The sequence below is a fragment of the Pseudomonas sivasensis genome (assembly GCF_052938085.1).
In genome coordinates this window covers 1,583,626-1,597,578 of sequence record NZ_CP176442.1, presented here as the reverse complement: position 1 = coordinate 1,597,578, position 13,953 = coordinate 1,583,626, and the positions used below count along the sequence as shown (strand labels likewise).

At 59.5% G+C, this 13,953-nt stretch carries 14 protein-coding genes; 9 read left to right on the top strand and 5 right to left on the bottom strand.

Going from position 1 to position 13,953, the window contains the following annotated elements:
• The first annotated feature begins 5 nt into the window (after nt 1-5).
• Genes ACKZ62_RS07505 through ACKZ62_RS07495 form a run of 3 tightly spaced genes read left to right on the top strand, consistent with a single transcriptional unit; the run spans nt 6 to nt 3,099 of the window.
• Nucleotides 6-1,187 carry an MFS transporter gene (locus ACKZ62_RS07505; RefSeq protein WP_447096487.1) on the top strand — a complete coding sequence of 394 codons (1,182 nt, stop codon included), beginning with the start codon at nt 6-8 and terminating at the stop codon, nt 1,185-1,187.
• A 12-nt stretch (nt 1,188-1,199) separates the two neighbouring features.
• The gene (locus ACKZ62_RS07500) at nt 1,200-2,417 is read left to right on the top strand and encodes an ATP-grasp domain-containing protein (protein WP_339482045.1); all 1,218 of its coding nucleotides are present in this window, start codon (nt 1,200-1,202) and stop codon (nt 2,415-2,417) included.
• 4 nt (nt 2,418-2,421) lie between these two features.
• Nucleotides 2,422-3,099 carry a phenylalanine--tRNA ligase beta subunit-related protein gene (locus ACKZ62_RS07495; RefSeq protein WP_032887724.1) on the top strand — a complete coding sequence of 226 codons (678 nt, stop codon included), beginning with the start codon at nt 2,422-2,424 and terminating at the stop codon, nt 3,097-3,099.
• Between the two features lie 28 nt (nt 3,100-3,127).
• On the opposite strand, the gene ACKZ62_RS07490 is transcribed toward ACKZ62_RS07495, so the two are convergent.
• From ACKZ62_RS07490 to ACKZ62_RS07475, 4 genes are all read right to left on the bottom strand, one after another.
• Complete coding sequence (locus ACKZ62_RS07490) at nt 3,128-3,544, bottom strand: Lrp/AsnC family transcriptional regulator (protein ID WP_032887722.1); 417 nt, start codon at nt 3,542-3,544, stop codon at nt 3,128-3,130.
• Nucleotides 3,545-3,612: 68 nt separating this feature from the next.
• Nucleotides 3,613-4,488, bottom strand: coding sequence for a carboxylate/amino acid/amine transporter (locus tag ACKZ62_RS07485; RefSeq protein WP_032887720.1), 876 nt, complete (start codon nt 4,486-4,488; stop codon nt 3,613-3,615).
• A gap of 211 nt (nt 4,489-4,699) precedes the next feature.
• Nucleotides 4,700-5,302: an FMN-dependent NADH-azoreductase gene (locus tag ACKZ62_RS07480; protein ID WP_447096486.1), complete on the bottom strand. Its 603-nt coding sequence runs from the start codon at nt 5,300-5,302 to the stop codon at nt 4,700-4,702.
• A gap of 151 nt (nt 5,303-5,453) precedes the next feature.
• Nucleotides 5,454-5,768 (bottom strand): hypothetical protein, encoded by a 315-nt coding sequence (locus ACKZ62_RS07475; protein ID WP_032887716.1) that lies wholly within the window; start codon nt 5,766-5,768, stop codon nt 5,454-5,456.
• 49 nt (nt 5,769-5,817) lie between these two features.
• On the opposite strand from ACKZ62_RS07475, the gene ACKZ62_RS07470 reads away from it, so the two are divergent.
• The 5 genes from ACKZ62_RS07470 to aqpZ all read left to right on the top strand — a co-directional run bounded on the left by ACKZ62_RS07470 (nt 5,818) and on the right by aqpZ (nt 11,067).
• Entirely contained in the window at nt 5,818-6,741 is a 924-nt protein-coding gene (locus ACKZ62_RS07470; protein ID WP_032887714.1) for a PA3225 family LysR-type transcriptional regulator, read from the top strand.
• A gap of 14 nt (nt 6,742-6,755) precedes the next feature.
• Complete coding sequence (locus ACKZ62_RS07465) at nt 6,756-7,559, top strand: alpha/beta fold hydrolase (protein ID WP_032887712.1); 804 nt, start codon at nt 6,756-6,758, stop codon at nt 7,557-7,559.
• 3 nt (nt 7,560-7,562) lie between these two features.
• Nucleotides 7,563-8,126: a peptidylprolyl isomerase gene (locus tag ACKZ62_RS07460; protein WP_032887711.1), complete on the top strand. Its 564-nt coding sequence runs from the start codon at nt 7,563-7,565 to the stop codon at nt 8,124-8,126.
• An 81-nt stretch (nt 8,127-8,207) separates the two neighbouring features.
• Nucleotides 8,208-10,040 carry an ABC transporter ATP-binding protein gene (locus ACKZ62_RS07455; protein WP_447096485.1) on the top strand — a complete coding sequence of 611 codons (1,833 nt, stop codon included), beginning with the start codon at nt 8,208-8,210 and terminating at the stop codon, nt 10,038-10,040.
• 325 nt (nt 10,041-10,365) lie between these two features.
• Entirely contained in the window at nt 10,366-11,067 is a 702-nt protein-coding gene (gene aqpZ, locus ACKZ62_RS07450; protein WP_447096484.1) for an aquaporin Z, read from the top strand.
• A gap of 12 nt (nt 11,068-11,079) precedes the next feature.
• Here aqpZ and ACKZ62_RS07445 read toward each other — a convergent pair whose 3' ends face one another.
• Nucleotides 11,080-12,204, bottom strand: coding sequence for a GNAT family N-acetyltransferase (locus ACKZ62_RS07445; RefSeq protein ID WP_427583720.1), 1,125 nt, complete (start codon nt 12,202-12,204; stop codon nt 11,080-11,082).
• 283 nt (nt 12,205-12,487) lie between these two features.
• Between ACKZ62_RS07445 and ACKZ62_RS07440 the strand changes: the two genes are divergently transcribed.
• Nucleotides 12,488-13,834 carry a putative porin gene (locus ACKZ62_RS07440; RefSeq protein ID WP_032887704.1) on the top strand — a complete coding sequence of 449 codons (1,347 nt, stop codon included), beginning with the start codon at nt 12,488-12,490 and terminating at the stop codon, nt 13,832-13,834.
• The last annotated feature ends 119 nt before the right edge of the window (nt 13,835-13,953 follow it).

The window sequence follows — 13,953 nt, the reverse complement described above, 5'->3', positions numbered from 1 at the left end:
AACCCATGAAGACTAATTCGACACTGACCGCGTTCTATTCAATCGTGACCCTCTTCACCGGCCTCGACATGGCGATTGTGATCGCGATGGTCTGGTTTGGCCTTGAGACCACCGGCTCGACATTCCTGGTAGGCGCCACCTTGTGTGTAGCGACCGTGGTGCCCTATTTATGTGAACAGTACATCGGCAAGTTCTTCACGATTGAACTCAGCCTGAAACGGCTGCTGTACATACGCCTGGCTGCGTTCGCCGCCGTCCTGGGATTGTCGTTTACCCAGGCCGCCTTGCTGCCGATCGGCTTCCTGGCGATCGCGTTTGTGGTGGGCGTCACCGACTACTTCACCATCAGTACCCTGGAATCGAAAAACACCAAGCTGGTGCTGGCAGGCCTCACCGACAGCGATACCTGCGCGCGGTTGATGCAAACCTCCATCCAGATCGGTGCCTTCGGCGGCGCGCTCCTGGGCGGTTTGATCGTGGATGTGTTCTCGGTCAACGAGACGCTGCAAATCATCAGCCTGGCGGCGATTGTGTCACTGGCGGGCGTCTACCTGGTGGCCGACAGCCCCAGCGCACATGGCACCGATCAGACCGCAGCCTCCACCGCCGCCGCGCCGCTGGACCTGCCGCGCAACCTCTACATTCTGATCATTGTGCTGAGCATGATCGGCTTCCATATCGGCGCGTTCAACAGCCTGGTGCCTATCGTTTTTCAAAAGCTCAATGAGTGGAACGCCACCCTGTTTGGCGTCGCCAGTGGCCTGGCCGGCCTGGGGGCCTTCAGCGCCGCCGTGCTTCCGCGTATCAAGCTCAACAGCTATGGGGCCATCGCACTGGTGATTCTGGCGGACGTGGCAATCGTCTACTTCCATAATCTCTACGTGATGATGGCCGCTGCGTTCCTGCTGGGCTTTTGCATCAACAGCCTGCGGATCCAACTGCGTAAAACCCTGATCGAATCGGCGCCCAACGACCGGGTAGCCGACGTCATCGCCGCGAAAAGCTCGCTCTACTACCTGCTGGTCAGTGGCTCGGCACCGATGATCCTGACGTTCTTTACCACCTCGGGCTTTCTCGGACTCGAAGGCGCACGGCTGTTGATGATCGTCTCCGCCGGCCTGTTGGCCACTGCCGTACTGGCGTGGAACCTGACCCCCGCAGCCTCGCCTGCCGCCACCACGGAATAAGGATTGCACGACGTGAAAACCGTACTGATTGTTGACCCATTCTCCACGGGCAAGCTCTATGCGCCCCTGCTCAACGCGCAAGGCATACGGTGCATCGCCGTGATCTCCACACGCGCCTTGCCCGAACACTTCACCAACGACCTGGTCGCTGAGAATTTCCATGAGGTGTATCACTGGGAAGAGAGCCTGCTGATCACCCTGGAAACGTTGTCTTTGAGCGCAGTAATCGCCGGTTGCGAAACCGCCATCTACCTCACGGACTACCTGACGGAGTTGCTCAGCATTCCGGGTAACAGCCGTATCACCAGCGACCTGCGGCGCAACAAATTCTCCATGCAGCAGGCGCTGAAAAAACACCAGTTGGCGCACATCGACTCGCACCTGTTGAGCTCGCCAAGCCGCATTGGCGAAGTGGTGGCCAAGCTGGAAGAGTCGGCCACCTATGTGGTCAAGCCGCTGAATTCGGCCGCCACCGAAGGCGTGGTGTTTGCCCAGGGCAAAGGCGAAGCAGAGACCGCGTTGAGAAACGCGGCCTGGCAGCAGAAGAATGACCTGGGTGAGGTCAACCTGGGGTTTATCGTGCAGTCGTTTATCGCGGGGCCGGAGTACGTGGTGGATATGGTCGCCTTCAACGGCACGTACATCATTGCCAGTGTCTGCAAGTACACCAAGATCCAGAAGAACGGCAGCATGTTTGTCTACGAAAGCCTGGACACGCTTGATCCCCAGGCTGCGCACCTGCAACCGCTGACCGATTACGCCCGCCAGGCAGCCGCGGCGCTCGGCGTGCGGGTCGGGCCGATTCATATGGAGATCATTTGGTCCGATGCCGGGCCGGTGATGATTGAAGCCGGAGGTCGCTTGCACGGCGGCATCGCGCCCCTTCTGTTTCAACAGGTCTATCACCCCGACTTGCTGTCGCTGTCGATCGACAGCTACCTCGGCCACCCACGCCCGCAAGCTGATGCAGCGAGCCAGATCAGCCATGGCCGGATCGGTTTCTTCTGCTCCGACGCACAACGCACCTTCTATCCTCCCTCTCCCCAGGCCCTCCAGAGTGCGCAAGCGGACGAGGCCTATTGCGGCCACCGGTACTTCATCGCTCCCGGTCATACCACGCCGGTCACAATCGACTTCGCCACCTGTCCGGGGCTGTTCTGGCTACAGAGTCCTTCGGCGCTGCAACTGGACACCAGTACCGCGAACCTTCGAAAACTACTCTGGGGCTAAGGTTATGCAAAGTCGCTTGATCATCAAAAAATCAGCCTGTGAGCTGGGCATCAATAATGCGTGCGCCGCGGTTATCGAAGACATCACCGTTTCAGACGACCAAAGCTTCGTCGGGGTGTTGCAGAGCAACCTGAACCACGTCGCATCCCGCCTCAATGAGCTGGACTCGAACATCGTGTATGAAGGGTTTGCCAAGCAGCTCAAAAAACTCGGCTACGAAAACACTGTCAGCGCCAACGAAAAGCTGCTGCGGCGTTTCATCGCCAAGGGCGTGTACCCCATCAACAACATCGTTGACGCCTATAACGCAGTCTCGATCCGCCATGGGGTCAGCATCGGTGTGCACACCTATCATCAGAAAGATGACATCTACGTGATGCGCTCTGACAAACCAAGGGTTCTACGCCCACTGTTTGCCAAGAAGGCCATCACCATTCCCGTTGGAGATATCGTCTATACCTGCGGGGATGTGCCGTTGGCGAGCATCGGCAAGGTTGACGCCGACGCCCATGACTTCCGGCTGACGAAGGACTCGTCAAGGCTTCTGGTGGTGATCCTGGGGCATGACGACACGTCGCTTCAATTCAACCAAGGCGTCATCGAAGAGCTGGTGGACACGCTTCGTCAGAAAATGCCGAACCTGAGCCATCACTTCCTTGAAACGGTTCGCGATCACGCCTGAAGCCACGCGTTGAAGAAACGGCCGGCGCCTAGCGCCAGGCCTTTAGCACGGGGTTGACCACGACTTCCTTCACATGCTCGATGTTCAGCAGGCTTTCCTTGAAGACCATCAGTTCTTCAAAGCTCCTGTAGCGAACGTCGAGCATCATGTCCACGTCGCCAAACAGTGAGTAGGCGTGCACCACTTGGCTGAACTGCTGGATCTTCGGAAACACCAGGTGGCAGTTGCTGCCATTGAGCGTCAGCATCAAGAACGCCGCTTGCAGGGTCTCATCGCCCTCGGCTACGTTGATGGTGAAGCCTAGGATGATGCCCTTTTCAATCAACTTCTGGACACGCGACTCCACCGCTGTTCGCGACTTATGAACTTGCCGCGCCAATTGCGCCAGGCTGACCCGGGAGTCGTCCTTCAAGGCTGCAATGATCAGTTCATCAATCTTGTCCACTCTGCCGCCCCCACACCGTTCTTTTCTATAACAGACTTTCATTGCCGCTCACGCATGCCTTGGGGCCATCACGTCGCAGACTTTACGCCAGGCGCAGGCTTTATGCCCAACCGACTGATCCACACCGCCCCCAGAATCACCAACCCACCCAACGCCAGGCGGCCCAATGGTTCGTGTTGGTTCCAGATCAGCAGGTTCAGCAACAACCCCACTGGTACATGCAGATTGTTCATCACCGCCAGCGTGCCGCCATGCACCAAACACGCGCCCTTGTTCCACCAGTACATGCCCAGCGCCGTGCTGACCAGCCCGAGGAACACCAACACACCCCATTGCAGCGGCGCTTGCGGGAGAAAGTCGGCCTTGGCGAACAGCAGGAACGCCGGCAACACCACCAGCAACGCACCGAGGTAGAAGTAACCGAAGCGCCGGTAGTGCGGCAGGTCACTCGGATAACGCGCTACCAGGTGCTTGTACATCACTTGCCCGGCGGCGTAGGTGAAGTTGGCCAGTTGCAGCAGCAGGAAGCCCATCAGGAAGTGAGGCGTGATCTGATCGAAACGAATCACCGCCGCCCCCGCCACTGCCACCAAGGCGGCGACCAGGGCCCAGGGATTGAACCGCCGGTTAAGCGCATCTTCGATAAGCGTCACGTGCAACGGCGTGAGGATGGTGAACAGCAACACCTCCGGCACCGTGAGCACGCGAAAACTCAGGTACAGGCACACGTAGGTCACGCCAAACTGCAGCGCGCCGATCACCAGCATGCCTCGCATGAAGGCCGGCTCTACCGAGCGCCAGCGGGTCAGCGGGATAAATACCAGCCCGGCCAGCACGACGCGTACCAGCACGGCGAAGTAACTGTCGACATGACCGGCGAGGTATTCGCCGATCAGACTGAAGGAAAATGCCTGAATCAGGGTGACAACCAGTAGATAGCCCATGTGTGCCTCGCTTCGAATGGGCGCGACATTAAAGGTTTTCAGGGTTTGAAGAAACTCAGGGCAAAAAAAACCCGACCTCGCTAAAGCGTCAGTCGGGCAGGAGCACTTAGGAGCAACAAGTGCAAAGGGAGGTTCGTACGCGTACTTGAAGGGTTTGCGTGGAGCGATATAAACACCGCGCGATTATCTGACGATTAAAGGATCAAGCGGCTCATGCCACGAGCTGCACCAGCAGGGCCTTGGCGTGGTTGATGCCCTTTTCCTGGAAGTCACCGCTCAGGTTCACCCCTTCGGCGTGAATGAAGGTGACGTCATGAATCCCGATAAACCCCATGACCTGGCGCAGGTAAGGTTCCTGGTGATCGGAGCTGGCGCCGGCGTGGATGCCGCCGCGCGAGGTCAGGACAATGGCACGCTTGCCGGTCAACAGACCCTGTGGGCCGGTGGGGGTGTACTTGAAGGTCACACCAGCGCGTAACACGTGATCCAGCCAGGCCTTGAGGGTGCTGGGGATGGCGAAGTTGTACATCGGCGCGGCCATCACCAGTACGTCGGCGGCGAGCAGTTCGTCGGTCAATTCGTTGGAGCGGTCGAGGGAGACCTGCTCGCTGTCGTTGCGCTGATCCGCAGGTTTCATCCAGCCGCCAAGGAGGTTGGCGTCCAAGTGCGGCACCGGGTTGAGGGCCACGTCGCGCACGGTGATCTGGTCTGCCGGGTGGGCGGCCTGCCATTGGCTGATGAACTGCTGGGTCAGTTGACGGGAGATCGAGTCCTGTTGGCGGGCGCTGCTTTCGATGATCAGAACGTTGGACATGGCTTCGTAGGCTCCATCTGTAAATGCTGTAAGTCGATGGAGAAAAGATTAACCATGGCTCATTCGATAAAAAAGCGCAAAAAACTGCTATAACCCATCTAGAAATTTGTTGATATGCGGAGTATTCCTGTAGACATGCTCCGCTACCCCTTTATTTTGGCGCGCAGTCCAAGGCAATCCGCATCTTGATAATGGCGCGGTTGAACTTGACCGTGGTGTTGGTGCTTTTGCCTGCCGGCACCGAGACCGTGCGTCGGCGGGGCGCCTCCGGGCCATTGGTGAAGACTACCGAGCACAAGGCATCGTTGGTGCCGTAGTTGTTTAGTTGAATCGAACTGATGTCGCCGTCCACGTCTGAGGCGGTGTAGTCCACGCTCACGCCACTGATCTTTTTTGTCACGTCGATGGGGTACGCAAACGCGCTCATCGGCAGCAGGGCCAACAGCACATAACAAAATTTTCTCATTCGGCAGTCTCCAATAAGGACCGCCAGCTTAGGACAAGAGGAACCTATCTTGAAAGCGCCCCGCGTTACCCTCGATCAATGGCGCACGCTGCAAGCCGTGGTCGACCATGGCGGCTTCGCCCAGGCGGCCGAAGCGCTGCACCGTTCGCAGTCTTCGGTGAGCTACACCGTGGCCCGTATGCAAGACCAGCTTGGCGTGCCGCTGCTGCGCATCGACGGGCGCAAAGCCGTGCTCACTGACGCCGGTGAAGTGCTGTTGCGCCGCTCCCGGCAACTGGTGAAAAACGCCAGTCAGCTGGAAGACCTCGCCCACCATATGGAACAGGGCTGGGAAGCCGAAGTGCGGCTGGTCGTGGACGCTGCCTACCCCAACGCCCGCCTGGTGCGCGCTCTCACGGCCTTTATGCCGCAAAGCCGTGGTTGCCGCGTGCGCCTGCGTGAAGAGGTGTTGTCCGGCGTTGAAGAGTTGTTGATCGAAGGCGTGGCCGACCTGGCGATCTGCGGCTTCAGCATCCCCGGTTACCTGGGCACGGAAATGAGCGACGTGGAATTCGTCGCCGTGGCCCACCCCGAGCATCCGCTGCACCGTATGAATCGCGAGCTGAGCTTCCAGGACCTGGAAAGCCAGATGCAAGTGGTGATCCGCGACTCCGGCCGCCAGCAGCCACGGGATGTAGGCTGGCTCGGCGCCGAACAACGCTGGACCGTCGGCAGCCTGGCCACCGCGGCCGCCTTTGTCGGCAGCGGCCTGGGCTTCGCCTGGCTGCCGCGGCACATGATCGAACGCGAACTCGCCGAGGGCGTGCTCAAGCAACTACCCTTGGAACAGGGCGGCAGCCGTCACCCCGCGTTCTACCTGTACTCGAACAAGGACAAACCCCTGGGGCCGGCGACGCAGATCCTCGTGGAATTACTGCGCACGTTTGACACGGCGCCCCTGGACGCACCTTTCGCCGCCCCCCAACAAGCCTGAAACGGAGTTCATCCATGGCCTGGTTCGACCACGAAGGATGCAGCCTGCACTACGAGGAATACGGCCACGGTACACCGCTGGTGCTGATCCACGGCCTGGGCTCCAGCAGCCAGGATTGGGAATTGCAGATTCCGGTACTGTCCAGGCACTACCGGGTGATCGTGGTGGACGTACGCGGTCATGGTCGCTCAGACAAACCGCGTGAGCGTTACAGCATCCCAGGGTTCACCCATGACGTGGTGGCGCTGTTCGAGCACCTGAACCTGCCTGCCGCTCATGTGGTGGGCCTGTCCATGGGCGGCATGATCGCTTTCCAGTTAGCCGTGGATGAACCTACGTTGGTCAGAAGCCTGTGCATCGTCAACAGCGCACCCGAGGTCAAGGTGCGCAGTGCCGATGACTATTGGCAGTGGGCCAAGCGCTGGACGCTGGCCCGCGTGCTCAGCCTGGCCACCATCGGCAAGGCCCTCGGCGACCGGCTGTTCCCCAAACCCGCGCAGGCCGACCTGCGCCGCAAGATGGCCGAACGCTGGGCAAAAAACGACAAACGTGCTTATCTCGCCAGCTTCGATGCGATTGTGGGCTGGGGCGTGCAGGAACGACTTTCGAGGATTACCTGTCCAACCCTGGTCATCAGCGCCGACCACGACTACACCCCCGTGGCCCAGAAAGAAAACTATGTAAAACTGCTGCCCGATGCGCGGCTGGTGGTGATCAAGGATTCCCGCCACGCCACGCCCTTGGACCAACCCGAAGTCTTTAATACCACCCTGCTCGATTTTCTAGAGACAGTCGAAACCACTACCCAGGATCACTGACCCATGCTGAAAAAAATCGCCTTCTTTGCCGGTTCCGTTCTGTTCGCTGCCAACCTGATGGCGGCCGAACCCGCCAAGGCGCCACACGTATTGATCTCCACCACCAACGGCGACATTGAAATCGAACTGGACCCGGTCAAGGCGCCGATCAGTACCAAGAACTTCCTGGCCTATGTCGACAAGGGTTTCTACACCAACACGATTTTCCACCGTGTGATCCCGGGCTTCATGGTCCAGGGTGGCGGTTTTACCCAGTCGATGTCGCAAAAGCCGACCGAAGCACCGATCAAGAACGAAGCCAGCAACGGCCTGCATAACGTGCGTGGCACCTTGTCCATGGCGCGCACCAATGACCCGAACTCGGCGACCAGCCAGTTCTTCATCAACGTGGCTGACAACGCCTTCCTCGATCCGGGTCGCGATGCCGGTTATGCCGTGTTCGCCAAAGTGGTCAAGGGCATGGACGTGGTTGATGTGATCGTCAACTCGCAAACCACTACCAAGCAGGGCATGCAGAACGTGCCAATCGATCCTGTGTACATCAAGTCGGCCAAGCGCATCGACTGAGGTAGCAGGTAGTTCCGCGCGCGGCCCACAAGGCGGCGCGCGCATTTGAAAGGAGAGCCCGCACAGCGGGCGTCATACTCAATGCTCTATCGTCGTTTTGAACAACTGATCGATATTTTCCGCGACGCACCCAGCGAAGCCCCTCCCGATAAAGTCCTGCCCTTCTACCTCTACTACCTGCGCCAGGTGTGGCCGCACTTCGCCGCCTTGCTGGTAGTGGGACTGATCGGTGCGCTGATCGAAGTCGCGCTGTTCAGCTACCTGAGCCGCATCATCGACCTCGCCCAAGGCACCCCGCCCGCTGACTTCTTCCAGGTCCACAGCACCGAGCTGATCTGGATGGCCGTGGTCGCCCTGTTGCTGCGCCCGATCTTCGGCGCACTGCATGACTTGCTGGTGCATCAGACCATCAGCCCCGGGATGACCAGCCTGATTCGCTGGCAGAACCACAGCTATGTGCTCAAACAGAGCCTCAACTTCTTCCAGAATGACTTCGCCGGTCGTATCGCCCAACGCATCATGCAGACCGGCAACTCCCTGCGCGACTCCGCCGTGGCGGCGGTGGATGCGATCTGGCACGTGGCGATCTACGCCATCAGTTCGCTGGTGCTGTTCGCTGAGGCCGACTGGCGCCTGATGATCCCGCTGGCGACCTGGATCATCGCCTACAGCCTGGCACTGCGTTACTTCGTGCCACGGGTGAAGGAGCGCTCGGTGATTTCCTCCGAGGCGCGCTCCAAACTGATGGGCCGCATCGTCGACGGTTACACCAACATCACCACCTTGAAGCTGTTCGCGCACACCCAATCCGAACAGGAGTACGCCAAGGAAGCGATCATCGAGCAGACCGAAAAAACCCAGTTGGCCAGCCGCGTGGTGACCAGCATGGACATCGTGATCACCACCATGAACGGCCTGCTGATTGTCACCACCACCGGCCTCGCCCTGTGGCTATGGACCCAGTCGCTGATTTCCGTGGGCGCGATTGCCCTGGCCACCGGTCTGGTAATCCGCATCGTCAACATGTCCGGCTGGATCATGTGGGTGGTCAACGGCATCTTCGAAAACATCGGCATGGTGCAGGACGGTCTCAAGACCATCGCTCAGCCATTGGCGGTGATTGACCGCGACAACGCGCCCCGCCTGACAGTGCCCCGTGGCGAAGTACGCTTTGAGCAGGTGGATTTCCACTACGGCAAACAGAGCGGGATCATTGGCGGCCTGAACCTTGAGATCAAGGCCGGTGAAAAGATCGGCCTGATCGGCCCGTCCGGGGCGGGCAAATCGACCCTGGTCAACCTGCTACTGCGTCTGTACGACCTGCAAGGCGGGCGCATCCTGATCGATGGCCAGAACATAGCCGAGGTCGCCCAGGAATCCCTGCGCGCCCAAATCGGCATGATCACGCAGGACACCTCGCTGCTGCACCGTTCGATCCGCGACAACCTGCTGTACGGCAAGCCCGACGCCACCGACGAAGAGCTCTGGGCCGCCGTGCACAAGGCTCGCGCCGATGAGTTCATCCCACTGCTGTCAGACTCCGAAGGCCGCACCGGGCTGGATGCACACGTGGGCGAACGCGGGGTGAAACTCTCCGGTGGCCAACGTCAGCGTATTGCCATCGCACGCGTGCTTCTCAAAGATGCGCCGATCCTGATCATGGACGAAGCCACTTCGGCCCTGGACTCGGAAGTGGAAGCGGCGATTCAGGAAAGCCTGGAAACCCTGATGAAAGGCAAGACCGTGATTGCGATTGCACACCGCTTGTCTACGATTGCGCGGATGGATCGCTTGGTGGTGCTGGAGAAAGGCCAGATTGCCGAAAGCGGCAGCCATGCCGAGTTGCTGGCCCATAAGGGCTTGTATGCGCGGTTGTGGCAGCACCAGACGGGCGGGTTTGTCGGAATCGACTGAGGATTTCAATCCTATACGCCGTTCAAAATGTGGGAGGGGGCTTGCCCCCGATGAGGGTGTGTCAGTTGCTGCATCGGTGACTGACACACGGCTATCGGGGGCAAGCCCTCTCCCACATTTGCTCACAGCCATTCAGTAGCCAGCCACTCAGTAGAATGTGCAGTTCGCGCCAATGCCCACAGCCCTTTGGCGCTTTTTCATCGCCTGGATTTGTGTAAAAACCGTGCTGTACTGAGTGCAGTGCCCAGACGGGCGCTGAAGTAAATCTGCAGGGAGCATCATTGATTTACTGATTCGGTAGAGTGATCTATCAAGGACGTGCTGCATGTCTTTGTTCAAGCGTTCAGTCACAGAGGGGCTGGGTACGTTTTGGCTGGTGTTGGGCGGTTGCGGGAGTGCGGTGTTGGCCGCCGCGTTTCCTGCTGTCGGGATCGGGTTGTTGGGCGTGTCCCTGGCGTTCGGGCTCACGGTGCTGACCATGGCGTTTGCCATTGGGCATATCAGCGGTTGTCACCTCAACCCGGTGGTATCGGTGGGGCTGGTCGTGGGCGGGAGGTTTCCGGCCAGGGAGTTACCGGCGTACATCGTGGCCCAAGTCATTGGCGGGGTAGTCGCCGCCGCATTGTTGTACTTCATCGCCAGCGGCAAGCCTGGCTTTGAACTGGCCGGCGGGCTGGCCTCCAACGGCTATGGCGAGCATTCGCCGGGCGGTTATTCGATAGCGGCGGGGTTGGTGTGCGAGCTGGTGATGACGGCCATGTTCGTGCTGATCATCCTCGGCGCCACCGACCACCGCGCCCCGAAGGGCCTCGCGCCCATCGCCATTGGCCTGGCGCTCACCTTGATCCACTTGATCTCCATCCCTGTCACCAACACCTCAGTCAACCCGGCTCGCAGTACCGGGCCGGCACTGATCGTGGGCGGGTGGGCGATCCAGCAATTGTGGATGTTCTGGCTCGCGCCGATCCTCGGTGCGGTCATCGGCGGTGTTACCTATCGATGGCTGGGCAGGGAGGACTCAGCCTGAAACCAGCGGGGGTCAGCCCTGCCGATAAGGCAGGGCCGCCCTCGCCTCTTCGGCATACGCCAGAATCCCTACCCGCTCACGCTCAAGAAAATCCTCCACGGCATTCTTCAACCCTGGATGGCGCAGGTAATGCCAGGAGTGGGTAATCACCGGCTCAAACCCGCGAATCAATTTATGCTCGCCCTGGGCGCCAGCGTCGAAGCGTTGCACGCCGTGGGCAATGGCGTAGTCCATGCCCTGGTAGAAACAGGTTTCGAAATGCAGGCGGTCGAACTCCGCCAGGCAACCCCAGTAGCGGCCGTAGAAGCTGTCACCGCCGATCAGGCTGAAGGCCATGGCCACCGGCCGCGCGCCTTGTTTGGCCAGCACCACCCGGATTGCCTCGGGCATACGTTCGGCCAGCAGGCTGAAAAACGCGCGGGTCAGGTAGGGCGATTGGCGGCGCACCGCGTAGGTGTTGGCGTAGCAGGCGTAGACAAAATCCCACTGCGCCTCGCTCAACTCATGGCCTTGCAACCATTCGAAGTCGATACCCTGCCCCGCCACTTGCTCACGCTCTTTGCGCATCTGCTTGCGCTTGCGTGAACTCAGGGCGTCGAGGAAATCCTGGAAGTCACGGTAGCCACGGTTCTGCCAATGAAACTGGCAGCCCAAGCGCTGCATCCAGCCCGGTTGCAGGGCTAAGGCCTCATCGGCCAAGGCATCGGTAAAGTTGATATGCGCACTGGATAGCCCTTCGATTTCCAGGTAGCCCGGCAGGCTGTTGAGCAATTCGAAACCATCCTGTGCGTTGGCCGCCAACAGGCGCGGGCCACTGACCGGACTGAACGGTACAGCTGTCAGCAATTTGGGGTAGTACTCGATACCGGCCCGCTCGCAGGCATCGGCCCAGCCGTGATCGAACACGTATTCGCCATAAGAATGCCACTTGCGATAACCCGGCAGTGCCGCCACCAGCCGATCACCTTCCCAGTGCAGTAAATGCTCCGGCTGCCAGCCGGAGTGCGGGCCGACGCTGCCGCTGTCTTCGAGGGCGCTCAGGAACGCGTGCCGCACGAACGGTTGGGCCTGAGGCACCAAGGCATCCCAGATCTGCGGGGCTATTTCGGACAAGCTTTGCAGGCGTTGCAACGGCATCGGCATCCTCACTACATCAGGGCGTAAAAGCTCCGCGAGTATCGCTTATCGCTAGGTTTCACACACCCTCAAATCGCCCGACAAGGCTCTAAAACAATAGTTCCGAGGCAAAAGAATTTGTCACACAGATGACATCACTTCGCCACTGCTGCGTCATAAACCATCGCGATACTGACGCCTGTTTTTAGAGCGCCTGGTTCTACCAGTCGGCTATTTTTCCGTCCGTCATCGGTCGGTTGTGTCCTGGATGGTTTGCCATCCCTCCTCACTTTCGGAGATTGATATGCGTCTTGCTTCCACTAAAACTGCGGCGGCCCTGTGCGGCGGCCTGTTACTGGCCCTGAGCGTTCCGGCCAGCGCTGCAGTCGACGCTAAACTGCTCGACATGCTCAAGGCCAACGGCCAGATCACCGCTTCGCAGTACACCGAACTGCAAAACGAGTTGGCCAAAGACCAGAAAGAACAGCAGATCGCCCGGCAAGCTCAGCAAGAGAGCAACGAACAGATCGCGGCCACCGCGAAAAAAACCAACGAGCTGAGCAGCTTCGACCAGAAGCTGGCTTGGGCAGCCAAGACACAATTCAAGGGTGACGTACGTTTCCGCCACGAGACCATCAAGATCGATGGCACCCCCAACAATGGCGGCAAGGACAAGGACCGTGAGCGCATCCGCGCGCGTCTGGGCGCCTACACCGAAATCAACCCACAAGTGGATACCGGCATCCGCATTGCTACCGGTAGCAGCGACGACGCCCGTTCCACCAACCAGGACCTGGATGGCTACTTCAACAAGAAGTCGATCTGGCTGGACCTGGGCTACATCGACTACCACCCGGACCAGATCAAAAACCTGCACGTGATCGGCGGCAAGATGCTGCAACCGTGGGTCAGCATGGGCGACGTGATCTGGGATAGCGATATCAACCCGGAAGGTCTGGCCCTGACCTACAAATACCCACTGGGGAGCAGCGCCGAGCTGTTCGGCAGCCTGGGTAACTATAACCTCAAAGACAACGTCAATGGCGACGGCGTGCAATTTCGCAATGACCTGCGCATGACCGCCGGCCAGTTGGGCTCGCGTTTCACCCTGACCGACAACCTGAAGCTGACGCTGGGCGGCAGTGTCTATGCGTTCCAGAATGACGAAGACAGCCGCTGCCCGACCGCCGGTTCCTTCCAGTGCCTGACCCCGGCTGAAACCGTGGCGAACACCACGGCCGGCAATGCCAGCGAATACCGCCTGTACGAAGGCTTCAGCCAAATCGATATCGGCGGCCTGGCCGTACCGTTGTCGTTCTACGGCCAGTACGTGCAAAACACCAAAGCCACTGATAAAGACAAGGACACAGCCTGGTTGCTGGGTGCCAAGTCCAAGGTGTTTGGCCTGAACCTGGACTACAACTACCGCGATGTGCAGCGTTACGCAGTGGTGGGTGCCCTCACCGACTCGGACTTCGCCGGCGGCTTCACCGGTGCACGGGGTCACAAGTTCAAGGTCGGTTACGACATCGACAAGAACTTCGCCATCGGCGCGACTTACTTCCTGACCAAGGCAGACTACGCCAGCGTCGCAGGTTACCGCGACGCCAATGCCAATACCCTGCAGTTGGACGCAGAAGCCAAGTTCTAACAGTACGTGTAATAAGCCTTGGGCCAGGACGGCCCGAGGTGGTTGCAACAGCCTTGCGTGGCGAGATCGATCCCCATCATCCGTTAGATCGCGCCACGCGAGTCTGCTTCTACCCCGCC

Bases quoted from the DNA above. Each gene is read 5' to 3' on its own strand.
- ACKZ62_RS07505 (WP_447096487.1), top strand. From the start codon at position 6: ATGAAGACTAATTCGACACTGACCGCGTTCTATTCAATCGTGACCCTC.
- ACKZ62_RS07495 (WP_032887724.1), top strand. From the start codon at position 2,422: ATGCAAAGTCGCTTGATCATCAAAAAATCAGCCTGTGAGCTGGGCATC.
- ACKZ62_RS07485 (WP_032887720.1), bottom strand. From the start codon at position 4,488: ATGGGCTATCTACTGGTTGTCACCCTGATTCAGGCATTTTCCTTCAGT.
- ACKZ62_RS07480 (WP_447096486.1), bottom strand. From the start codon at position 5,302: ATGTCCAACGTTCTGATCATCGAAAGCAGCGCCCGCCAACAGGACTCG.
- ACKZ62_RS07475 (WP_032887716.1), bottom strand. From the start codon at position 5,768: ATGAGAAAATTTTGTTATGTGCTGTTGGCCCTGCTGCCGATGAGCGCG.
- ACKZ62_RS07465 (WP_032887712.1), top strand. From the start codon at position 6,756: ATGGCCTGGTTCGACCACGAAGGATGCAGCCTGCACTACGAGGAATAC.
- ACKZ62_RS07460 (WP_032887711.1), top strand. From the start codon at position 7,563: ATGCTGAAAAAAATCGCCTTCTTTGCCGGTTCCGTTCTGTTCGCTGCC.
- ACKZ62_RS07455 (WP_447096485.1), top strand. From the start codon at position 8,208: ATGCTCTATCGTCGTTTTGAACAACTGATCGATATTTTCCGCGACGCA.
- aqpZ (WP_447096484.1), top strand. From the start codon at position 10,366: ATGTCTTTGTTCAAGCGTTCAGTCACAGAGGGGCTGGGTACGTTTTGG.
- ACKZ62_RS07445 (WP_427583720.1), bottom strand. From the start codon at position 12,204: ATGCCGTTGCAACGCCTGCAAAGCTTGTCCGAAATAGCCCCGCAGATC.
- ACKZ62_RS07440 (WP_032887704.1), top strand. From the start codon at position 12,488: ATGCGTCTTGCTTCCACTAAAACTGCGGCGGCCCTGTGCGGCGGCCTG.